21 protein-coding genes are annotated in these 22,242 nt (G+C 74.3%); 7 read left to right on the forward strand and 14 right to left on the reverse strand.

The genetic code is table 11. The features are described 5' to 3' along the window. Positions 1-42 precede the first annotated feature (42 nt). Positions 43-1,491 (reverse strand): WGR domain-containing protein, encoded by a 1,449-nt coding sequence (locus tag ACWGKU_RS32915; RefSeq protein ID WP_452180276.1) that lies wholly within the window; start codon positions 1,489-1,491, stop codon positions 43-45. A gap of 68 nt (positions 1,492-1,559) precedes the next feature. Beyond that, positions 1,560-2,135, reverse strand: a complete 576-nt coding sequence (locus ACWGKU_RS32920) for an ArsR/SmtB family transcription factor (RefSeq protein ID WP_452180277.1) — start codon at positions 2,133-2,135, stop codon at positions 1,560-1,562. Between the two features lie 58 nt (positions 2,136-2,193). On the opposite strand from ACWGKU_RS32920, the gene ACWGKU_RS32925 reads away from it, so the two are divergent. Further along, entirely contained in the window at positions 2,194-3,105 is a 912-nt protein-coding gene (locus ACWGKU_RS32925) for a S41 family peptidase (RefSeq protein WP_452180278.1), read from the forward strand. A gap of 25 nt (positions 3,106-3,130) precedes the next feature. On the opposite strand, the gene ACWGKU_RS32930 is transcribed toward ACWGKU_RS32925, so the two are convergent. After that, positions 3,131-5,236 carry a hypothetical protein gene (locus tag ACWGKU_RS32930; protein WP_452180279.1) on the reverse strand — a complete coding sequence of 702 codons (2,106 nt, stop codon included), beginning with the start codon at positions 5,234-5,236 and terminating at the stop codon, positions 3,131-3,133. 288 nt (positions 5,237-5,524) lie between these two features. Beyond that, positions 5,525-6,601, reverse strand: coding sequence for a helix-turn-helix transcriptional regulator (locus ACWGKU_RS32935; protein WP_452180280.1), 1,077 nt, complete (start codon positions 6,599-6,601; stop codon positions 5,525-5,527). Positions 6,602-6,747: 146 nt separating this feature from the next. Between ACWGKU_RS32935 and ACWGKU_RS32940 the strand changes: the two genes are divergently transcribed. Continuing rightward, positions 6,748-7,146: a VOC family protein gene (locus tag ACWGKU_RS32940; RefSeq protein ID WP_401044537.1), complete on the forward strand. Its 399-nt coding sequence runs from the start codon at positions 6,748-6,750 to the stop codon at positions 7,144-7,146. Between the two features lie 136 nt (positions 7,147-7,282). Here the strand turns inward: ACWGKU_RS32940 and ACWGKU_RS32945 are convergent, their stop codons facing one another. The 10 genes from ACWGKU_RS32945 to ACWGKU_RS32990 form a co-directional block, all read right to left on the reverse strand. Further along, positions 7,283-7,900, reverse strand: a complete 618-nt coding sequence (locus ACWGKU_RS32945) for a response regulator transcription factor (protein ID WP_452180281.1) — start codon at positions 7,898-7,900, stop codon at positions 7,283-7,285. After that, complete coding sequence (locus tag ACWGKU_RS32950) at positions 7,897-9,282, reverse strand: sensor histidine kinase (protein WP_452180282.1); 1,386 nt, start codon at positions 9,280-9,282, stop codon at positions 7,897-7,899. Before ACWGKU_RS32950 ends, ACWGKU_RS32945 begins: the two co-directional genes overlap by 4 nt. A 16-nt stretch (positions 9,283-9,298) precedes the next feature. After that, positions 9,299-9,712: a hypothetical protein gene (locus tag ACWGKU_RS32955; protein ID WP_452180283.1), complete on the reverse strand. Its 414-nt coding sequence runs from the start codon at positions 9,710-9,712 to the stop codon at positions 9,299-9,301. Positions 9,713-9,876: 164 nt separating this feature from the next. Next, positions 9,877-10,461 (reverse strand): GNAT family N-acetyltransferase, encoded by a 585-nt coding sequence (locus ACWGKU_RS32960; RefSeq protein WP_452180284.1) that lies wholly within the window; start codon positions 10,459-10,461, stop codon positions 9,877-9,879. Beyond that, a complete protein-coding gene (locus ACWGKU_RS32965; RefSeq protein ID WP_452180285.1) occupies positions 10,445-11,380 on the reverse strand; it encodes a class I SAM-dependent methyltransferase in 936 nt (311 codons plus the stop codon). The genes ACWGKU_RS32960 and ACWGKU_RS32965 overlap by 17 nt, the downstream gene beginning before the upstream one ends. 132 nt (positions 11,381-11,512) lie before the next feature. Then, entirely contained in the window at positions 11,513-11,968 is a 456-nt protein-coding gene (locus tag ACWGKU_RS32970) for a Pycsar system effector family protein (RefSeq protein ID WP_452180286.1), read from the reverse strand. Positions 11,969-12,123: 155 nt separating this feature from the next. Then, entirely contained in the window at positions 12,124-13,068 is a 945-nt protein-coding gene (locus ACWGKU_RS32975; RefSeq protein ID WP_452180287.1) for a hypothetical protein, read from the reverse strand. Beyond that, positions 13,065-15,215, reverse strand: a complete 2,151-nt coding sequence (locus ACWGKU_RS32980; RefSeq protein WP_452180288.1) for a hypothetical protein — start codon at positions 15,213-15,215, stop codon at positions 13,065-13,067. The genes ACWGKU_RS32975 and ACWGKU_RS32980 overlap by 4 nt, the downstream gene beginning before the upstream one ends. Next, positions 15,212-16,141, reverse strand: a complete 930-nt coding sequence (locus tag ACWGKU_RS32985; RefSeq protein ID WP_452180289.1) for a hypothetical protein — start codon at positions 16,139-16,141, stop codon at positions 15,212-15,214. The genes ACWGKU_RS32980 and ACWGKU_RS32985 overlap by 4 nt, the downstream gene beginning before the upstream one ends. Before the next feature lie 133 nt (positions 16,142-16,274). After that, a complete protein-coding gene (locus ACWGKU_RS32990; protein ID WP_452180290.1) occupies positions 16,275-16,967 on the reverse strand; it encodes a Crp/Fnr family transcriptional regulator in 693 nt (230 codons plus the stop codon). 438 nt (positions 16,968-17,405) lie between these two features. Here ACWGKU_RS32990 and ACWGKU_RS32995 point away from each other — a divergent pair, with 438 nt between their 5' ends. From ACWGKU_RS32995 to ACWGKU_RS33015, 5 genes are all read left to right on the forward strand, one after another. After that, positions 17,406-19,184 carry an ATP-binding protein gene (locus tag ACWGKU_RS32995; protein ID WP_452180291.1) on the forward strand — a complete coding sequence of 593 codons (1,779 nt, stop codon included), beginning with the start codon at positions 17,406-17,408 and terminating at the stop codon, positions 19,182-19,184. Between the two features lie 17 nt (positions 19,185-19,201). Further along, positions 19,202-19,588, forward strand: a complete 387-nt coding sequence (locus ACWGKU_RS33000; RefSeq protein WP_380551404.1) for a roadblock/LC7 domain-containing protein — start codon at positions 19,202-19,204, stop codon at positions 19,586-19,588. 78 nt (positions 19,589-19,666) lie between these two features. Continuing rightward, positions 19,667-20,029, forward strand: a complete 363-nt coding sequence (locus ACWGKU_RS33005; RefSeq protein ID WP_359898354.1) for a DUF742 domain-containing protein — start codon at positions 19,667-19,669, stop codon at positions 20,027-20,029. Then, positions 20,010-20,627, forward strand: coding sequence for a GTP-binding protein (locus ACWGKU_RS33010; RefSeq protein WP_359898353.1), 618 nt, complete (start codon positions 20,010-20,012; stop codon positions 20,625-20,627). Before ACWGKU_RS33005 ends, ACWGKU_RS33010 begins: the two co-directional genes overlap by 20 nt. A 69-nt stretch (positions 20,628-20,696) precedes the next feature. Then, the coding region (locus ACWGKU_RS33015) for a cytochrome P450 (protein WP_452191668.1) at positions 20,697-22,242 on the forward strand (1,546 nt) is incomplete at its 3' end.

Genomic DNA, 22,242 nt, shown 5'->3' on the forward strand with positions numbered 1-22,242 from the left:
GGGTCGGACACGGCAACCCGGGGTCGGACACGGGAGCCCGGGTCAGAGCAGGCGCTTGATCTCGCCGCGCGCCCGGTAGAAGCCGCCCGAGGCGGACTCCCGCACCTCGGCGACCAGGTAGCGGGCCCCGGCGATCCGGATGTCCTTGGGGAACTGCACCCGCCACGACGGGTCGTAGCCCTGCGAGACCACCCGCATCCGCAGCCGGACGCCGTCCTGGACGCACTCGACCTCGACCTCGCCGCCGGTCCGGGCGGTGACCACCTCGACCGTCTCCGGCCCGGCGCCGGCCAGCACCGGCGCCCAGCCCGCGCCCTTGATCTCGGCGGTCTCCGGCAGCGTGCCCTCCTCGGCCGCCCGCACCGCCTGCTCGTCGGCGTCCAGGCAGGCCAGCGAGCCGTCGGTGGTCACCAGGTAGAGCCGCCCCGCCCGGTACTGCATGCTGTACGCCGAGCCGCAGCCGGTGGCGAGCTTCCACAGCCGGGTGCCGTCGGCGGCGAAGCAGTACACCGAGGAGTGGTTGTCCCCGGCGAAGACGTACTCGCCGTCCGGGGAGGCCGCACAGGAGAAGACGGCGGCGTCGCAGCGGTAGGCGGCCACCTCGGCGCCGTCCGACTTGCGCAGCCGGTGCACCCAGCCGCGGCCGGTGCCCGCGAACACCTCGTCGGCCTCCTGCCAGCCGAACAGCACCTCGCCGTTGGTCGGGGTGTGCCACCGCTGGTCGCCGCTGCGGTTGTCGTAGCGGGCGACGCCGCGCGAGTGGCCGTGGTAGACGCCGTCGGCGTCGCACCGCACCATCCAGCCGGCCCGGCCGTCGGCCTGGCGGCGCCACTGGAACTCGTCCTCGTGGTCCACCGTCGTGAGCCCGCCGCGCTCGTCGGCGACGCCGAGCACGCCGTCGTGGATGTCGAGCCAGAAGATGTCCACGTCCTGGGCGATCTCGTACGCCACCCGCGGGACCTTGCCGCCCAGGTCGTACACCTTGCCGTCGTCGCAGCCGGCGTAGATCCACCAGTCGTCGGCGACGATGCACTTGACGCCGTCCGGCAGGCCGTAGCGGGCCGTCACCTCGCCGTCGTGGGTGAGGGTGTAGACGTCGCCGCGCTCGTTGCCGACCCAGGCGTGCTCCTCGCCGACGAAGATCCCGAAGGCGGGCGAACCGGACCGGAAGCGCCACAGCAGCGGCGCCTGACGGGCGGTCGAGCGGCTGCTGACGATCTGCCGCCTGGTCACCGCCCGGCGCTGCCGCACGCCCCGGACGGCCGGGGCGTAGCCCTTGCGGACCTTCTCGCCGATCTTCTTGGCCGCCGACGCGGCCGCCTTCTCCGGGCTCGGGAACGTCGTCGACTTGCTCTGCCCCGGCTCGCCTATCCGCCCGTAGCGCACCGTCACCACCCGGCCGGCGAGCCGCACTTCGTAGAACTTGTGCGCGCTCCCCTCGTCCTCGGACAGTTCGAGGTACGTGACCTGCTCTTCCACGGCGACGGACACGACGGAGTCCCCTTTCGGGCAACGGAGATGGGGGTCGGTTCGGGACCGGCCCGCCGACACCTCCCAAGCTACGGCCTGGCACTGACAGTCGACTCCGGCCGGGTCGCCGGCCTGCGGCGGTCCTCAGCAGAACGACCCTGCGTCCCGGCCTGCTGGTAGAGCGTCACCAGGAGGCCGTGCACCGGCTCGCCCTCCGCGTCCTCCTCCGTCTCGTCGACCAGTGCGGCCAGCGCCTCGGCGAGCCGCGCCGCCTTGGCGGGGCTGAGCCGGAGGTGGCGCAGCGCCAGGGTGTGCCCGCCGGGTGAGCGGTCCAGCTCCTGGGCGACGGCGCCGAGCAGTGCGGCCGTGCCCTCGGCCTGCGGTTCGGCGACGTGGAAGCGTTCGGCGGTCCGCCGGAAGTACTTCTCGGTGCCGCCGCGTACCTGTCGCGTTCCCGCGTCCCGGACCAGCCCCGCCTCGCTCAGCACCCTGAGGTGGTGGGAGACGCTGCCCTTGTTCACCCCGAGCTGCGCGGCGAGCCGACTGATCGTCGACGGCCGGCCGCTCAGGGCGAAGAGCAGTCGCTGGCGCAGCGGGTGGGCGAGTGCGGAGTGCTGCAGGGGCGTGCTGATCCGCTGGACGGTCTCGTCCGGTTGGTGGCTCACCGGATCAAGCGTTAAGTACGGTTGACGCTTTGGCAAGTCGCTGGTCTACTGCCTCCCCATGACCTCCACCACATCGCCGTCCGCGTTGGACACCGTCGCCCTCGTCGAGTCGATCGCCGACCTGGTCTGTGAGAACTACGTCTTCCCCGACGCCGCCCGGCAGCTGGCGGACCTGCTGCGGCGCCGGAGCACCGAGGGCGCCTACCGGACCGAATCCGCCGAGGAGTTGGCCGAAGCGGTCACCGCGGACCTGCGGTCCGTCAACGGCGACCTGCACCTGGGCCTCAAGTACCACGCCCAGCCGGTGCCGACGGAACGGGGCGCGGCGGTGCTCGCCGCGGTGCGCAGGGAGTTCGACACCTTCCTGAACGGCGTTCCCCGCCTGGAGCTCCTCGACCACGGCGTCGCGGTCCTGGAGATCGGACCCAAGTTGTTCCCGCTGGACTGGGCGGCACAGCCGCTGGCCGCGGCGCTCTCACTGGTGGCCCCCGCCCGCGCCCTCATCCTGGACCTGCGCCGCAACACCGGTGGCGACCCGAACACGGTCGCCTTCGTCTGCGGCTACCTGCTCGACAGCCGCACCCACCTGAACACCATGTTCTCGCGGCAGGGAGAGGTCGGCGCGCAGTCCTGGACGCCCCCGTTCGTCCCCGGTGCCCGCTTCGGCGGCAGCAAGCCGCTCTACGTGCTGACGAGCGGCGACACCTTCTCCGGGGGCGAGGAGCTCGCCTACGACCTGCAGCAGCTCGGGCGCGCCGAGGTCGTCGGGGAGACCACCCGGGGCGGTGCGCACCCGCGCGAGGGCTGGACGCTGCACCCGCAGCTGGAGCTCAGCGTGCCCATTGCCCGCGCGGTCAACCCGATCTCGGGCACCAACTGGGAGGGCGTCGGCGTCCAGCCCGATGTGCCGTGCGACGCCAAGGAGGCGCTCGACCGCGCGCTGGGGCTGGCCGTGGCGCGCCTGGCCTGAGGCCTTCGCGTCGGCAACGGCCGGGTCAGTACAGCTCGGCCAGCAGGGCGCGCAGCCGCTCGTCCTCGCGGATGATGTCGTACGCGAGGCCGGAGGCGACGATCCGGCCGTCGCGCTCGACGAGGTCGCCGACGTACCGGCCCAGGTCGGGCTCCCCGGCGGCGGCGCCCAGCGCGTGCAGGGCCTCGCAGCCGCCCGTGACGTCGGCGCCCGTCTCGACCGAGTGGAGCGCGGCCCGGGCGAGGCGGCCGAGGTCGACGGTGTCGGGGTCGGCGATGTCCAGCAGGGCGCGGGCGGCGCCGGCGGCCTTCTCCGGGTCGTCGAGCAACGCTTCCAGCCGGGGTATCAGGTCCCGGCCGGCCGCCCCGAGGGACGCGGCGACACGCAGCGCCCCGACCACCGTCCAGCGGGCCCAGAGCCGGCTGCCCGCGGTGCGGTCGAGGACGGACGCCAGGATCCGGACGGCCTCCTCGGCGTCGCCGTCGATCTGCCAGACGGCGCGGGCCGTCGCGACGTCGGCGTCCAGCTGCGGGGCGGTCGGCTCCGGGTCCTCGCTGACCGCGGCGAGCAGGGCCGGGAGCAGCCCGGCGGCGGCCGGGCCCAGGTCGGCGGCCGCCCGGGCCGCCTCGGCCCGCTCGCGCGAGGCCGCCAGCCGTTCGGTGACGGCGGCGAGCAGGACGTCGGGTTCGCCGGTGACGTCGTAGTGGGCGCGGGCCGCCTGGAGCTGTCCCGCCTCCGCCCGCAGCGCCTCGGCGGCCCGCTCGCGCGCCTCGGGCGGGCCGCCGGCCACGACGGCCGCGACGGCGGAGGCGGCGTACGGGAAGCGGGGCAGCACCGCGCACAGCTCGGGCAGGCCGGCGACGGCCCGCGGGCCCCACCGCCGCAGCAGGTGGACCAGGTCGGCGGTCTCATTGGTACCGAGCCCCTCGACGGCCAACCGGGCGCGCACGGCGGCGAACAGCTCCGGGTCGAAGGGGAAGGCCGGGGCCCGCGAGTCACCCGCGGCGTTGCGGGCGCGCGGGCGGCGCTCCAGGTCACGGGCCAGCAGCGGGGCGGCCTGCCGGGGGGCGATCCGGACCAGCGCCGCGAGGGCCTCGTCGGCCACCTCGTCGGCCGGCCCGTCGTCCGGCCCGTCGTCCGGCCGGTCGGCGAGTCCGACGAGTACGGGCGCGGCCTCGGCGGCGAGCGGGCCGAGCTTGGCCAGCAGGCTCGCCGCGGTGTCCTGGGCGGCGAGCGGGGCGACGGCCGGAATCAACCGGGACGGGGCGCCGCGCGAGACGTAGCAGGCGTGGTCGGCCGCCCACAGGGCCTCGGCCTGCACCTCGGGGCGCGGGTCGCGCAGGGCGGCCTCCACCAGGTCGAGGGCCGCCTCGCGGTCGGCGTCGGTGTCGCGCTCCAGCAGGGTGTCGACGACCGTGTACAGCAGCTCCTCCTGGTCGAGGCTGTAGCGGTCGACGGTGAGCTCGCGGGCGGGCAGCAGGCCGAGCACGGCCGCGTGGTGGACAGCCCCCCAGCGCTCCTCGTTCCGCAGGCAGACCAGGACCGCGGCCAGCCGCAGCGGCACCGGGGTCTCCTCGCCGAGCCGCACCCGGGCCTCCCCGGCCGCCGCGCTCAGGTCCACCCGGCCGAGGGCGACGAGCAGTTCGGCGGCCACCTCCGGATCCTGCTCCGCCGCCCAGCGCTCCCCCAGGGCGGACGGCGCGGCCGCGCCGTCCCGGGTGTGGCCGACGGCCCACGCGGCGGCCAGCCGGACGGTCTCGTCCGGGTCGGCCAACAGCGGCAGCAGGAGCGGCAGTTGGGCAACCACGGCAGCCCGGACCGCACCCTCGGGGACCTGCCACTCGTCCTCGCTCTCGGCCAGCCCGCCCAGCAGGCACAGCACGTCCGCCGTCCGGGTCCCGGCGGCGGCGATCCGGGCCAGGTACGGCACGGCGTCCACGCTGGCCGAGTACACGGTGCCCTGGTGGAGGATGCTCCCGTACAGCTCGGAGACCGCCTCCTCGGCCGCCCCGTCGTCGCCCTCGGCGAGCGCGCGCAGCAGGTCGGGCAGGTCTTCGGCGCAGCCGTAGGCGTGCGAGACGGTGGCCCAGGGGTGCTCGTCGAGCCCGGCGAGGGCGGTGCTGAGGTCCATGGCCGCGATCCTGGCAGGCGGGACCGACAACGCCGCCGGGCGGGGAATACCGCAGTGACGGGGGCGACGCCGCTGTCGGTGCGCCCCGGGTCCGGACGGCCGCGCGTCGGCCGGGCCCGAGCCACGACCACCGGAACCCGAGTATCAGCGTCATTGTCAGTGCCCCGCGCTACGCTCCCGGCACCCTGAGGAAACACCGGGGCCCGCTCCCTCGAATTCGCCTACGGGGAGCGGGCCCCGGGCTTCGCCGGGGCCTCCCCGGCGGTCCGGGCAGACGCTGCGGTTCCGTCAGGTCCGGCGGGCGTGCGAGGCGAGGCGGTCGGCGAGGGCCGTGACGAGGCCTCGCAGCTCCTCGGGCCGTTCGATCACGAAGGGCCGGTCGATCGCGGCGAGCACCGGAGGCAGCCAGTCGAGTCGCTCCGCCCGGAGCTCGACGCGCAGCCAGCGCTCGGAGCTCCGGTCCGCGTCCGGCTCCGGCCGCGGTTCGGGCTCCGGCTCCGGCCGCGGTTCGGGTTCGGGTTCGGGTTCGGGTTCGGGTTCGGGTTCGGGTTCGACCAGGATCGCGACGCTCTCCGGGAGGTGACGGCGGATCCACTCGGGCGTCGCGCGGATCCGCAGCGTCACCTCGTGCCGGTAGTCGGCCGTGGCCAGGCCCGACACAACGCGCTCGGCCGGGTCCGGTCCGATCGGTGCCTCGAAGGAGCCGGGCAGGGCCCTCGCGTCCGTGACCCGGTCCAGCCGGAGCGTCCGGTCCTGGCCGATCCCCGCGTCCGCGCCGGTGACGTACCACCGGCCCGCGTGGGCGACGATCCCGTACGGATGCAGCGTGCGCTCGCTGGGCCGGCCGTGGCGGTCGGTGTACCGGACCGCGACCGGCCGTCGATGGCGCACGGCGTCGGCGAGGGTGAGCAGGACCCCGGTGTCCGGTGCGCCGGCCTCGCCGGGCCGGTCCGTGGTCCCGAGCGGCCGGTCCGTGAAGGAGAGCGACTCCAGGAGCGTGTCGAGCCGACCGGCGAGGTGCCGGGGCAGCACCCGCCGGATCTTGGCCGCCGCGGTCTCCCCCGCGGTGCGTTCGGCCGTCGCCAGTCCGGCCCTGGGGCCGGTGAGCAGGCCGAGCAGCACCGCCAGGGCCTCGTCGTCCCCGAGCATGAGCGGGGGCAGGCGGTGTCCGGGTGAGAGCCGGTAGCCGCCGTACCGGCCGCGTACGGACTCCACGGGCACGTCGAGGTCGACCAGGTGGTCCACGTAGCGCCGCACGGTTCGGCCGTCCACGCCGAGCCGGTCGGCGAGCTCGGCCACCGTGCGGGTGCCGCCCGACTGCAGCAGTTCGAGCAGGGTCAGCACGCGGCCGGTGGGTCGGGACATGGCGAAAGTCTAGAAGGAATAGGGGACCGATTCTGTCCACTATTCCTCCTAGTCTGTCGAACGCACGACCGGATGACCGGACGACCGCACGACCGCGGCCGCTTCCGCTTCCGCTTCCGTTCCGGCATGACCGAGGAGAACACCCCATGGACTTCGTTTCGATCCGCATCATCACCGGCGACGTCGCCCGCCTGGTCGACTTCTACGAACGCGCCCTGGCGGTCCGGGCGCAGTGGGCCACCGAGGACTTCGCCGAACTCCGGACGGCGGGCGCGACCCTCGCGATCGCCGGGGTCCGCACCGTACCGCTGTTCGCCCCCGGCTCCGCCCGGCCGGCGGCCAACCAGAGCGTGATCACCGAGTTCCTCGTCGACGACGTGGACCGGGTCCACCGCAGCCTGTCCGGGTTCGTCACGGACTTCGTCAACGAGCCCACCACGATGCCCTGGGGCAACCGCTCGCTGCTGTTCCGCGACCCCGACGGCAACCTCGTCAACTTCTTCACCCCCGTCACCCCGGCGGCCGTCGCGAAGTTCGCCCGCTGACCGGACGCCCCGCGTACCGCCCGCCTCCACCGGGTGGGCGGCACCACGGCCGCGTCCGTGCCGTCGCGGCCGGCGCACTTCGACGGCCGGAGAGAGCCGGAGCCCGGCGGCCGGGCGCTGCCGGCCGGGACAGCGGTCAGAGCCAGCCGCGCTCGTCGGCGACCCGCAGGGCCTCGCTGCGATTGCGGGTGCCGGTCTTGGCGATGGCCGAGGAGGAGTAGTTGCGGACCGTCCCCTCGGACAGGTAGAGCTTGGCGGCGATCTCGGCCACCCCGGCGCCCGAACGGGACGCGTTCAGCACGTCGCGCTCCCGGGCGGTGAGCGGGGAGGCGCCCGCCGCGAGGGTGGCGGCGGCCAGTTCCGGGTCCACCACCCGCTCCCCCGCCGCGACCCGGCGGATCGCGTCGGCCAGCACCTCCGCCGGGGCGTCCTTGACCACGAAGCCGAGCGCGCCCGCCTCCATGGCCCGGCGCAGGTAGCCGGAGCGGCCGAAGGTGGTGAGGATGACGACCCGGCACCACGGCGCCCGCTGGGCCAGCACGGCGGCGGCCGCCAGGCCGTCCAGCCCGGGCATCTCGATGTCGAGCAGGGCGACGTCCGGCCGGTGCTCCCGCGCCGCCTCCGCGACCTGGTCGCCGCGGCCGACGGCGGCGACCACGGCGAAGTCGTCCTCCAGGTCGAGCAGGGTGCACAGCGCGGTGCGGACCAGCTCCTGGTCCTCCGCGAGCAGCAGGCGGATCGGGCGGATCGTCATGTCGTTCCTTCGTGGCCGGGGTCGGGCCGGCCGGGGTCGGGCCTGGCGGCGTCCGGCCCGGCGGTTTCGGGTCCGGCGGGGCCCGGACCGCCCGGCGGGACAGTGACCAGCAGCCGCCACCCGCGCGGGTCGAGCGGGCCGGCCTCGACCGTACCGCCCACCGCGGCGACGCGTTCCCGCAGTCCGGTCAGGCCCTTGCCGTCGCCCGTACCGCTGTTGCCCCGGCCGTGGCCCGTACCGCCTGCACCGCCCGGCCCTCCCGGTCCGCTCCGGGCGGCGGCGGCCCCGTCGTCGCGGATCTCCACCGAGGTGGCGGTGAGCAACACCGAGCAGCGCTCGGCCCGGGCGTGCCGGACCACGTTGGTGATCCCCTCGCGCAGCACCCAGCCGAACAGCTCGCGCTCCCCCGGCGCGACCGCGTCCGCCGCCGTCGGCAGGTCGGCCACCACCCCGGCGGCGCGCAGCAGTTCACGGCCGCGGGCGATCTCGCCGGCCAGCGTCACCTCGCGGTAGCCGCTGACGGCGGCGCGGACGTCGGACAGCGCCTGGCGGGACAGCGTCTCCACCGCCGCCATCTCCGCCACCGCCAGGTCCAGGTCCTTGCCCACGAGCCGCTGGGCGAGGCGGGACTTGACGGTGATCGCGGTGAGCGAGTGCCCCAGCAGGTCGTGCAGGTCCCGGGCGATCCGGTTGCGCTCGGCCTCCGAGGCGAGCCGTGCCACCTCGGCCCGGGCGGCGACCAGGGCGTCGTTGGTGGCGGCGATCCCGGCGAAGGCCCCACAGGTGAGCGAGGTGAACAGCAGGGCCAGGGCCTGGAATCCGCCCGGACCGGTGTGCCAGGGGCGCACCGCCCAGGGCACCACCAGCGCGGCCAGCGTGCCGGCCGCCACCACCCGGGCGGCGTGCTCGCGCCACTGGATCGCCACCGCGGAGACGACCACGGTGGCGAGGAAGAAGGCGTCCTCGTGGGCGAACGGCAGCGCGGCCAGGAACAGTGCCGTCATCATCGCCAGCAGTGGCGTCGTCCAGCGCCGCCGGCCCAGCCCGAGGGCGAGGGCCAGCAGCGCGTAGCAGAGGCAGAACGCGACGACCACGGCGTACCCGGCCACCGCGGCCGCCCCGGAGACGGTGCCGCCGACGGCGACGGCGGTGAGCGCGGGGAAGACCATCATCCCGCTGGCCAGCAGCGGGCGCCGCCAGCCGTGGCCCCAGTGCTGGACGGGGCCCGGTGCGGCCCCCGGGCCGGGGGCCGCGGTCGCGCGGTCCATACCCGCGCGGTGCATACCCGCACGGTCCATGCCTGCGCGGTCCATGCCTGCGCGGTCGCGGTCTCCCGCGTGGTCGCGCTCGCGGTCGTCGCCCGCGCGGTCGAGGCCGGTCACCCTCGTGTCCCCCTCCTCAGAGCCTGGCGAACAGGCTACGCAGGTGCCGTCCGTTGACCACCGCGGCCACACCCAGCAGGGCGAGCCCGCAGACGCCCTGCTCGACCTTCATCCACACCGGGAAGGTCCCCGGCAGGGCGATGATCGTGGCGATGGCGACCAGCATGACGGCCGAGAGGATCCGCAGCCGCCGGAACGCGCCCCGGGAGCCGTTGGCGGCCCGGACGGTCAGCAGGAGGGTGAGGGCGGCGCTGGCCACGACGATGGTGCCGCGGACCAGCACCGGCGCGTTGACCATCGTGTGGTGGTCACGGAGGGCGACGGCGGCCGCCAGTGTGACGACGCTGAGGCCGAGGTAGGCGAGCACGAGTCGCCGGACGGTGCGGAAGGCCCGACGGGTGTCGGGGTGCTGCAGGTCGGTGGAGTTCATGGCATCCATGCTGGTCGTGGACCTGTTTCCGGCGGCAGTGTGTTCGCACACCGGCGCACCGTGACAATTGTCAGCGGGCCGCCGCCGAGCCGTTGACGACGGACCGTCGCAGCCCGCCCGTGGCCGGCCGAGCGGTCCAGGCCGACCGCTGTCGGCCGCCCCTGTCAGCGCCCGGCCGCCTCCGCGCGGTCCCCGTCCAGCAGGCGCACCATGTGCAGCTTCGCGACCGCCCGCCCGTCGACCAGGACGGCCCTCGGCTCGCGCCCCCACACCTCGAAGCCGCAGGCGGTGTAGAGCCGCAGGGCGGGCTCGTTGCCCTCCGAGACGGTCAGCAGCACCTGCCGCAGCCGCCCGTCCCGCACCGCTGTGCGCAGCACCTCCCGCACCAGGGCCCGGCCGATCCCCCGCCCGGCGGCGCTGCGGGCCACCGCCATGCCGTACAGCGTGCCCTTGTGCCGCTCCTGACCGCGCTGCGGCACCTTCAGCCCGGCGGTGCCGACCAGCGTGCCGGTGCCGTCGAAGGCGCCGATCAGCGCGTCCGGCCCGGCCTCGGCCCCGGCCAGCCGGTGCAGCGTCTCCGACAGTGGCCTGCCGGCCTCCTCGGCGTGGCTGGAGGTGAAGGCGCTCGGCGTCCCGCGCAGCGCCGCCAGCCGGAAGGCCCGGTACGGTTCGGCGTCCGCGACGCCCAGCCGGCGCAGCACCACGGGCCGCGCCGCGGCACGCCGACCGTGCTCAGCCGAGACGGACACGGGTGCACCTCGTCACGTACGGCAGGGCGATCTCCTCGCGGCCGGCCAGGTCCGGGTGGGTGGCCAGCAGCTGCTCGACGTCGGCCAGCAGGCGCACCCGCTGGTCCTCCGGCAGCGCGATCACATAGCTGCGCGAGGCGACCATGTCGACGATCCCGGCCCGGGTGGTGACGTGCTCCCAGCCGATCTCCAGCCGCTCTGGCGCACCGAACGGCGCCGGGAGGACCGGCCTGGTGTCGATCCGCGGCGGCGCCGCGCGGTGCATCAGCACGCCCAGGGCGGCCGCCCAGGGTTCGGACTCGTCCCGGACGTTCCACACCAGCGCGAGCGTGCCGCCGGGGGCGAGCACCCGGGCGATCTCCGGCACCGCGACCACCGGGTCGAACCAGTGCCAGGCCTGCGCCACCACCACGGCGTCCACGCTGCCGTCCGGCAGCGGGATGTGCTCGGCCGAGCCGGCCCGGACGGCCGCCTTCGGCACCGTCGCGGCCAGCCGCGCCCGCATCCCCTCGTCGGGCTCGACCGCCACCACGTCCAGGCCCGCGTCGACCAGCAGACCGGTCAACTTGCCCGTCCCGGCGCCCAGATCGAGCACCCGGCGGGCCTCCCGGGGCACCGCCGAGCCGATCAGCGCCCGCGGATAGCCCGGCCGGCCGTGCTGGTACGCGTCCACCGCCACCCCGAACGACCGCGCCCGCAGCCGTCCGGCCCACCGCCTGGTCGCGCCCTGCCGCGTCATTCCGCAGGCCCGCCCGATCTCCTCCCAGGTCGCCTCCCGCCCGCGCCGCAGCTCCTCCACCAGCTCCGTCCGCCGCTCCTCCAGCGCCTCGATCACCCCCGACAGCCGCCGCAGCCCTTCCACCCCACCGCCACCGGCCACATCCTCCGCCACCCGCCGACCAAGATCGCCCGTCTCCATGGCCCGGCACTGTACGGACCTGAGCCGGAAGCCGTCAACCATCATTGCCCTATCGCGCAACATCCGTTGCCCCCGACCGTGCCACCGGCCCCGGCCGCAGTGGTGCGGCCGGGGGCCGTCAGCGGCCCGCCGTCACAGCGGCCGGAGCGTGAGCACGAACTGGGGCAGCGCCAGCAGGAGCAGGACGGTGCCCGCCTCGATCCAGCGGTACTTCGCGCGGATGATCGCACTGGTACCGGCCAGCGCCGAGAGCAGCGGGCCCGCCGGATCGTGCCCGGCCCGCTCGAAGGCCCGACGCAGCCGATCCGGGCCCGCACCCGGGGCGATGTGCTCGAAGTACCCCGGACCGGCCGCGGCACCCCGCCGCCCCTTGCGATGACGGGGAACCAGCGCGGAGGCGAAACAGCCCACCGCCAGCAGGGCGCTGGCCACCGCACTCCACCGCAGGAGCGGAACCGTCCACGCCAGGAAACCGGAACCGGCGCCGCCGCCCAGGGGGACGAAGGTGGCGAGCACCGCGCCGGTGAAGGCCAGGAAGACGGCGGCCTTGGTGTCGGCCCGGACGAGCTCCGCGCTGTTGGCCGCCATCAGGCGCTCCATCGCCGACACCGAGGACGGGCTGGTCTCCGCTATCGGCGCGACGGATCGCCGGGGCCGTCGCGGGGCCGCCCGTCGAGGGCTCCTGGCCGCGGAACGCCGGCGGGGCGCGCGGCGCACCGGCCCGCGACGCACGCCTGCCGGGGTCATCGCGGCACCCCGTTCGGAACGCCGCCGGCCCAGCCGTTGACGTGGGTGTGGAGCTTGGTAAAGCCCGGCCCCGGCCCACCGGGCTGCGGGGCCGGCCCGGGGACCTGCCGCCCGAGGGCGACCAGGCGGTCCCGCAGGATCCTGGACAGCTCCTCCTGCTCCTGTTCCGTCAGTCTGCCCAGCATGAGGGCCATCCTGTCCTGCCAGGTGGTCTCGCCCCGGAGCAGGTCGGAGTGGTTGACCACCCAGTCCAGGACGTCGCGCACCTCGTCCGGCTTCCTGGCGAGCCAGAGGGCCGCCAGGGCGACCGGACCGTCCTGCACCTGGCGCCGGCAGAACGTGTACTCCTCCTGGCTCTTGGCCGTCCAGTCGAAGGGCACGTCCATCGCGTCCGGCTCCCCCAGGCGCAGTTCGTTGCCGTGCTCCCGCGTGGAGACGTCGGTGACGCGGTAACCGAGGCCGTAGTGGGGCAGCACGTACGGCGCCGCCAGGTACTGGACCAGTTCCTCGGGGCCCAGCCTGGTGCCCGCGGCGGCGAACTGCTCCCTGAGCTGGTACAGGCGCCCGTCGAGGTCCTTGCGCACCGGCAGCCATCCCAGGCTGGTCCGGGTCTGCACGGCCCGTGCGGCGTCGTGGACCCACCAGAGGACGTGGACCTCCAGCGAGGCCGTACCGAAGGATGTGGGAAGGCGAACATCCCGGGTGCCCGGCCGCTCGTTGAGGTCGACCAGGTACGCCTGGTCGAATCCGCGCAGCCCGAGCCGAGCGGCGACCCCGCCCCCCGGGTTCGGACGGCCCTTCCCCAGCTGGTGGTACACCCCGTGGCGATCCCCCAGGACCAGCGCACGGTCGCGCCGCCCGGACCAGCGGTGCCGGAGGATCTCCCGCCAAGGAGCGCGGGTGGCCTGGGTGTAGACGGGTGGGTCGGTGTCGAGGGTCATCGGGGGCCTCCGAAGGCAGGAGCGGAGCGGTAGGGCTGCGGCTCGCCGCGCCGCCAGGCCTCCAGGGCGCGGTGGGCGATGTCGCGGCCGACCAGGTCGGGGTCGTCGCTGCGGTCGATCTCGACCATCAGCCTCAGCTCGCCGGGGCTCAGTTCCTGGGCGAGCGTTGTGAGCAGCGTCTCCACAGCGGCTCGGAGGGGTTCGTCCCAGACGGCCCGACGGCACCAGCCGAGCAGCCTCGCACGCGAGCTGTCGAAGAGGATCTCGTCATTGAGGCAGCGCCGAACGAAGGCCATCACCGGTTCACCGAACTCGCCCTGGGGGAGCAGCTGTTGCGAGAACCACGAAGGTTCTCGAATCAGTTCGAGGAAGGCCGTGTGCGCGAGCGCGGCGTCACGCTCGGACCGGTCCGCCCACTCGATGAGCTTGCGGAACACCGCCGTCTGGTTTCCGCCGTGGAAGAGGCTCCACAGGGCCCCGCGCGCCCTTGCGGCAACGATGCGCTCGTGCTCGTCCTCCCCGCGGTAGCAGCGCCGGATCAGTGCGAGCGCGAATTCCGGCCGGGCCGCTCCGAAGTCTCCGCCACAGGCACCGGCCGTGGTCGACCGGAGCTGCCAGCCGCCGCTGTAGCTCCAGCTGTTGAGGCGGTGCTTCACCTCGCCGACGAGAATCGGGTCCTGGGCCGCGATCCCCAGCGCGTACGCGGCGATGCTCTGGCTCTGCATGTGCTCGGACTTGGCCAGCTTGCGGATGTGACGCAAGGCCTGACGGCCACCGCTCCACCCCGTGGCGAGCCCCACCACCCGCCCCATGGGCTCGGCCAGGTCGGAATCGGAATCGGAATCGTGCACCTTGTCGATCCACTCGGTCAGCAGTCCCGGCACATCCCCGTACTGCCGCCACACGTGCCGCAACACCGTCTCCGCCTGCCGATGCCGCTTGAAGCAGATCGGCTCCACCGTATAGGTGTAGGTCGACGTCCGCAGGGTCCCACCGGGCGCGTACTCGGCCCGAACGGTCGCCAGCAGTTCGTCCAGCGAGCGCCGGAGAACGAACCGCGGGTTCGGCCGGGGCGCCTGGCCGTCTCCGTCCGCATTCGGCCGCAGTACCGCGTCCAGGCGACCGTCGGCCAGCTTGAGCAACCGGTCGGTCTCGTCCAGGACGATCCGGTGGTCCAGGCCCTCCAGGACACTCGTCACCAGCAGGAACGCCAGCGCGTCCGGGTCCTCACGGAGCTCCTTCAGGAGGTCGGGGACCTCCGTCTCCGCGAGGAAACTGAGCCGCTGGCCGAGGTCGGCCAGTTCGGGATCGTCCTCGCGGGCCCGCGTCACCTCGTCCACGAGCTCGACGACCTGGGCCGGCACCAGTTGGGGCGCCAGCAACTCGTCGAGGTCCGGCCCGAGTCGATCCAGCAGGTCCCGGCGTCGCTCCTCGTCGGGCAGTACCGCCTCCAGCCGTGCGTCGAAGACCGCACGCGGTGCCGGAGGCGCATAGGCCACCGGGCTGATGTCCATCTCGCGGATGAGACGGCGGAGCACGCCCGGGTCGTGCGGCAGCAGCACCACCATGCAGGCGTCGGCCGACTCCAGCCGGGCTCGCAGCTTGGCGATAGCCGTGGGGCCGAGCTGGACCGCGGGAGACAGGCCGTGCACCAGGTACCCGCGCGCCTCGCTGTGGGTGGGCCGCCAGGACGACAGGTCCGAGTCGCTGTCGAGCGCGCGCAGGGCCATGGTGTTCCCGCCGCCCTCGAACAGCAGGTTGAGCGCAGTGGTGCGGCGTCCGGTACCGGGGTCACCGGCGAGGAAGAGCAGGCGGGTGCCGAGCGCACTCAGCCCCTCGGCGAAGCAGTCCGGCTCCGCGAAACCGGTCCGTGCGGCCAGGATCTCCATCGACGAGATGGGGCCGTCCTGCGCCTCGACCCGCTCGCCGCCGCCCGGGGCGGCCCCGGCACCACCGTTCTCGATGCGCTGGTCCCCGTGCACCGAACCGGTGTTGATGTTGCCACCCGGCGCGAAGATGACATGCGGGCGGCCCCCTCCCCAACCGGCGAACCGATCCGCCAGGTCGTCGTCGATGCCGAAATCGGGATCGAAGTCGTCCGCCGCGCCCGGCGGCCCCTCGATGGCCGGACGTTCGTCGGGGCTCACCGGTGGTGCTCGTTCTTGTCGCCGTGGACGGTGTCCTTGTTGCCCCGGACGTAGTCGCCGCCGAAGCCTCCGTACGAGTCGCCCCCCGCGTTGGTGACGCTCTGACCGCCGTACACCGTGCCGCTGTTCAGGTTGCTGCCGTCGCCCCGCTGCGTCGCGACCGTCCTGGGCGCCCGGCGCCCCTCCGCCGGCCGGTCCGGCTTCCGGCTGTCCCGTCCCTCCTGCTCCTCCACCACGGCGTCGCCGAGGATCCTGCGGTCGTACAGGTTCCCGGACGGGGAGGGCACGTACAGCCATGCCTGCTGGTCGAAGCGCTTGCCCTCGACGGTCGCCGGTACCTCGATGAAGTGGTCGGGGTGGCGCCCGGTGTAGCCGCTCGCCACCGCGTCCTGGTAGCACCGGTCGGACAGGATGGCGGCGACGTGGGTGATGCTCTCGTTGGAGGCGGCGAGCATGGCCTTCACCGGGCGGGAGTCGAGCAGCCGGTGGGTGTCGTTGCGCGGGGTGCCGTTGCCGTCGAACTCGCCGCCGGTGTCCGGCAGCGGGCCGATGTTGAGACTGACCCGCAGCCGGATGCGCACCGTCCCGACCGAGTGCACGTTGAACTCGGTGAGCACCTCCTGGAGGGTGTTCAGCCAGGGGTGGACGAGGAAGGGCATCCAGGCCGGGTCGAAGCCGAACACGTATCCGTCGCCGGTCGAGTTGGGGAACCTCCGGTCCTGCCAGACGTCACCCAGTCCGGCCCGCTCGAAGGACCACTGGAGCACCTGCGGCACCGACCTGCTGATCACGCCGTGCTCGATCGCCGGGTATCCGGTGAAGTCCTTGGCGTCCACGGCGACGATGCCCCGGTACGGCGGGAGGTGCCGGCTGCGGCTGTACGGCAGGGCGCTGGCCTCGGGCGTCGGCTGGTCGAACTCCGTCATTCTCTGCTCCTTGTGGTTCCCGTGCTGACCTTGCGCCACCAAGCTTCGCGAGGTCGCGTGGCGCGGTGTGCTCACTCGGTGCGGAAAACGAGTGACGGAGGTCACATCGACGGAGGAGTGAGGTGACGGCTCGTCAGTCGCGCAGGGATGCGGCCGCCCGGCGGAGGGCGGGGAGGTCGTCGAGGGCGATCGACTTCCGGCCGGCTTCGACGCGGTGGGCGGCCAGGGACACCAGGGCCGCGGTGACGGTGTTGCGGGAGACTCCGAGGTGTTGGGCCAGTTCGTCGCGGGTCAGGGCGAGCTCGATGCGGCGACCGGCCGTCGGCACCGGCCCTGCGGAGAGGTCGGCCAGGGCGACCAGGGCTGCCGCCAGCCTGGGGACGACGTCGCCTCCGGTCCGGGCCAGGTCGGACTCCCGCAGCCGGCTCATGGCGTAGCGGACCAGCACGGGAAACAGCCCGTGCTCGGCGACGAAGCGCAGGAAGGCCGCCTTGGTGACGACCACGACCGTGCAGTCCGAGATCGCCTGGACGCTGGCCGAGCGGACGCCGTCGTCCAGGACGGCCACTTCCCCGAGGAGTTCGCCGGGGCCGCGGAACGCCAGCAGTCGCACGTCCCCGTTGTGTTCCCGCCGGCTCACCTTGGCCACTCCGGCCAGCAGCGCGAGGACGTGGGTGCCCGGTTCGCCCTGGCGCAGCAGGGTGGTGCCGATCGGGTGCCGGCGCTCGAACGCCTCCGCCAGCATGCCCGTCCAGACGGCGTCGCCCATGAGGTGGCGCAGGGTCCGGCCGGGCGGATCCGGTGCTCGGCTGTCGTGATCGTCCATGCGACGACCCTAGGAGAGATCGGTCACCTCGGGCCGGGGAATCGGGACGCCGCGGTGCGGCTCGCCAGGCCCGGCCGTGAATCCCCTTCCGGGTGATTGCCTCCCGCCCGATTGACCCGGTTCGCCGCGCTTAGCACGAACTCCGCGCGAGGTGGCGGGACTTGGCGAGGAAACCCTTCGCATGAGCGAATCCGGAGCGGGTCGGCGGCGCGCGGGCGGCGGGGCGAGAAGCCTGGTGGGAGGGCGGTGGCCGCTCCGGGTTGCGACTGGTGTACGAGATGTCGGTGTTGTCCGGCTGAATGCGACAAGTCGGTTGCGGGACGGTATCTTTGACTTTCGGTCAGGATGTCCTGAACTTGGCTATGCTGCACCACCACGCCCGCGGAGCCGATCCCCCGCCTGTCCCCCTTTGCTGTTCCGATCGTTTGAGGATGCTGAATGCTTCGAGCTGGATCGTCACTCGCCAGACGGCGCCAAGCGCCCCTGCTCGGCTGGTTGTTGCCGACGGCCGTGATGGCGGTGGCCGTGGCGGTCGCCGCGGCGGTGGTGTCCGCCGGGGCCCGGGCCGGGGTGCTGTGGTGCGGGGCGACGGGCACCGTGCTGGTGGCCGTGGTGGCCGCCGAGTCGGCACGCCGCGGGCGGGCGCTGAGTGAGTCGCGCGACCGGCACGCCCGGCAGGTGGAGGAGTTCCAACGCCGGCTGGCCGGTCAGGAGGACGAGCTGGACCGGCTCGCCCGGGGCGAGATGCGCCGGATCGTCGCCGGGGCCCGCTACGGGTACTCCTTCGACGTCCTGACCCGCCCGCTGGAGGAGAGCGACGCCCCCGTGTCGCCGCGGTTCCGCCGCTCCCTGGTGGCCGTCGCCGAGGCCGTCGCCAAGGCCGTCGACGACGAGGTCAGCCGGCGCGACTCGGCCGAGCGGGCCTTCGTCAACATCGCCCGCCGGGTGCAGGCCATCATCCACCGGCAGGCCAAGGACCTGCGGGAGATGGAGGACCGGCACGGCAACGACCCGGCGGTCTTCGACGACCTGCTGCGCCTGGACCACGGCAACGCGCTGACCGGCCGCCTGGCCGACAGCATCGCGGTCCTGTCGGGCGCCCGCCCCGGCCGGCAGTGGACCCGGCCGATCGCGCTCTACAGCGTGCTGCGCGGCGGCATGTCCCGGATCCTGGAGTACCAGCGGGTGGACCTGCACCCGGTGGCGCAGATCTCCGTCACCGGACCGGCCGTCGAGCCGCTGATCCACGCCGTCTCCGAGCTGCTCGACAACGCCACCCGCTACTCGCCGCCGCACACCCACGTGCACCTGAGCGCCTCCGAGGTGCAGAGCGGGATGGCGATCGAGATCGAGGACGGCGGCCTCGGCCTCACCGACGAGGCCCGGTTCCGCGCCGAGCGCTCGATCCGCGAGGCGATGGTCTCCAAGGACTTCGACGACCTCACCGAGTCCCCCCGGCTGGGCTTCGCCATCGTCGGCCGGCTCTGCCAGGCGTACGGCTTCCAGATCTCGCTGCGCCGTTCCGCGTACGGCGGCGTACGGGCGGTGCTGGTCGTGCCGCAGGAGCTGCTCACCACCGCGCCGCCGACCGGGCGGGCGCACGGCATCGGCGCCTTCTCCGGCCCCCGTCCGCTCCCGGCGAACCCGCCCCGGCACGCGGCCCCGGGCCGTCCCTGGGGCACCCGGACGACCTCGGCCGGCGTCGGGCCGTCCTACGGTTCGACCAACCCGTGGGGGCCGTCCGGCCCGGGCGCCGGGGACGACGAGGTGATCGTGACGGAGTGGACGCCCAACGGCCTGCCGCAGCGCCGGCGCAGCCGCCCGATGATGCCGCGGGGCTTCGGCGGGGCCGCGCGCGCCACCGCGCAGCCCGCCGGGCCGATGGCGCAGCCCGCCGGACCGGTGGCGGGGCCGCCGGCCCGGGCGACGGGCCCCGCCAAGGAGCCGAAGCAGCCGGGCCTGTGGCTGGAGGCGTTCATGGACGGCATCAAGGGCACCGGGCCGGGCCCGTCCGGCCCGGCGGGTGCCGGATCCGCCACCGACGGCGGACGCACCACCGACGCCGGACGCACCACCGACGCCGGACGCACCACGGGCCCCGGACGGACGGACCCCGGGTGGGCGGGTGCCGGACGGACGGGTACCGGACCGGCGGGTGCCGGACACACCAGCGCCGCGCACACCAGTGAAGACACGGCAGGGAAGGGCGAGCAGTGATTCCGCACCGCAACAACATGGACTGGATCCTCAACGACCTCGCGGACAGCGTCCCGTGCGTGCGCCACGTCATCGTGCTGTCCGCCGACGGCCTGCGGATCGCCCAGTACGGCACCGACCCGGACACCGCCGACCGCCTCGCCGCCGCCTGCGCCGGGCTGCAGAGCCTGGCCGGCGCGATCGGCCACGAGTTCCCGCACGGCGACGGCTCGATGCGGCTGGTGGTGATCGAGGTGGACGGCGGCTACTTCTACCTGATGGCGGCCGGTGACCGCGCCTACCTCGCGGTGCTCGCCGACGAGGGCGTGGACGCCGGGCTGGTGAGCCACCAGATGCGCGACCTGGTCGCCCGGATCGGCGAGCACCTGTCCACCCCGCCGCGCAATCCCGAGGCGGTCGCGTGAACCGGCACCCGGCCCGGCCCGCCGCGGTGGGCTCCGGCGGCGGGACGGGCACATGAACGAGCACAGCGAGGCGGTGGCATGACGGCCGAGAAGGGTGGCTGGGACGGCCCCGAGCCCGACCGGCTGTACGTCATCACCCGGGGCCGCAGCGGCCCCTCCGGACCGGGGGTCTTCGACCTGGTCACCCTGATCGTCTCCCGTGCGGAGCCGACCCCCGCCCACCAGCCGGAGCAGGCCGCCATCCTGCGGCTGTGCCGGTCCCCGCTCTCGGTGGCGGAGGTCTCCGCCTACCTGGAGCTGCCCGTCAGCGTGGTCATCGTCCTGCTGGCGGACCTGCTCGACGACGGGCTGATCGAGGCCCGCAGTTCCGCCGTGCCCGCGGCGGAGCTTCCCGACCGTGCCCTGTTGGAGGCGGTGATCCATGGACTTCAGCGGCTCTGACACGGTGGTCGGGCCGGCCGGTTCGGACCTGCTGCCGGACACCGTCACCACGGCGGTCAAGGTGGTGGTGGTCGGCGGCTTCGGCGTCGGCAAGACGACGCTGGTCGGCGCGGTCAGCGAGATCCGCCCGCTGACCACCGAGGAGACCATGACCCAGGCCGGGGTCGGGGTGGACGACCCGACCGGGGTCGAGCAGAAGACCTCCACCACCGTGGCCATGGACTTCGGCCGGATCAGCATCAGCGACCGGCTCGTGCTCTACGTCTTCGGCACCCCCGGCCAGGAGCGGTTCTGGTTCCTCTGGAACGGGCTGTTCGAGGGCGCCCTGGGCGCGGTGGTGCTGGTGGACACCCGCCGGCTGGAGGTCAGCTTCGAGGTGATCGGGCGTCTGGAGGAGCGCGGCGTGCCCTTCGTGGTGGCCGTCAACGGCTTCCCGGAGGCGCCGCCCGTCCCGCTCGACGAGGTCCGGGACGCGCTGGACCTGCCGCCCGAGGTGCCGATCGTCGCGTGCGACGCGCGCAGCCGGGAGTCCAGCCGGGACACCCTGATGACCCTGATGCACTACCTGTACGAGCTGGCCGCCCCGTCCACCGGCTGAGCCGACGGTCCGTCCGTACCACCCCCACCGACCGCCCGTCACCGAACCCACCCGCGACCGGAGACCCCCGTGACCACCCCGTTCCCCGAACCCGCCATCCCCGCCGGCCCCGCGTCGCCCGCCGCCCCGCCGCCCGGCTGCCCGGCCCACGCGGGCGGCGGCATCTCCCCGACCGGCCCCGGCGGCCTGCGCCGCCTGTACGGGCCGGAGGCCGAGAGCGATCCGGCGGGCCTGTACGAGAAGCTGCGCGCCGAGTACGGCGAGGTGGCCCCGGTGCTGCTGCACGGCGACCACCGGGCCTGGCTGGTGCTCGGCCACGGCGCCAACATCGCCGCGATGCGCACGCCCTCGCTGTTCTCCCGGGACTCGCGCCTGTGGAGCGCCTTCCGCAACAACGAGGTCCCGTCGGACTCGCCGCTGCTGCCGGTGGTCGCCTGGCAGCCGATCTGCGTGTTCGCGGACGGCGACGAGCACCGCCGGCTGCGCGGCGCGCTGCTGGACGGCCTGAACGGCTTCGACCGGCGCGGCATCCGCCGTCACGTCCGCCGCTTCACCACCGACCTGGTCCAGGTGGTCGGGCCGACCGGCCGGGCCGAACTGATCTCCCAGTTCGCCGAGCACCTGCCGATGCTGGTGATGACCAAGCTGCTCGGCATGCCGGACGAGTACGGGCCGCAGCTGGTGACCGCCGCCCGGGACCTGATGAAGGGCACCGAGACGGCGATCGCCAGCAACGAGTACGTGGTCGCCGGTCTGCGCCGGACCATCGCCATCAAGCGCGAAAGCCCCGGTGACGACCTGACCAGCCGTCTGCTGGCGCACCCGGCCGGGCTGACCGAGGACGAGGTGATGGAGCACCTGCGGGTGGTGCTGCTGGCCGCGAACGAGACCACCGTCAACCTGATCGCCGACTCGTTGAAAATGGTGCTCACCGACCCGCGGTTCCGCGCCCACCTCTCCGGCGGCCAGATGACCCTGGGCGAGGCGCTCGACCAGGTGCTCTGGGACTCCCCGCCGATGTCCCTGGTGGCCGGCCGCTGGGCGACCGCCGACACCGAGCTGGGCGGTCAGCAGATCGGTGCCGGGGACCTGCTGCTGCTCGGGCTCGCGGCGGGCAACGTGGACCCGGTGGTCCGGCCCGACCTGGCGGCCCCGCTGTACGGCAACCGCTCCCATCTGTCCTTCGGCGCCGGTCCGCACGAGTGCCCCGGCCAGGACATCGGGCGGCACGTCGCCGAGGCCGGGATCGACATCCTGCTCACCCTGCTGCCGGACGTCCGGCTCGCGGTGCCCGAGGAGGAGCTGACCTGGAGTTCGGCCTGGATCTCCCGTCATCTGACGGATCTGCCGGTGGAGTTCACCGCCCGCGACATCGAGCCGGACCCGCTCTCGGTGGCGGAGGCCGAGGAGGCGGAGGCGGAGGCGGAGCAGGCGAAGGCCGGGGCCCAGCAGGCGGAACAGGGCGGCTCAGCGGCGGAGCAGGCCGTCCCGGGCCCCCGGAACGCCGAGCGCGCCGGGCCGGCCGGGCCGTCGGCCCCGCCGGCCCCGCCCGGGCCCGGCGGGCCCGCGCCGCGCCCCCGCGGGTGGGGCCGGGGCACCCGCCAGTTGCGGCGCG

This window comes from Kitasatospora sp. NPDC054768 (assembly GCF_053612025.1).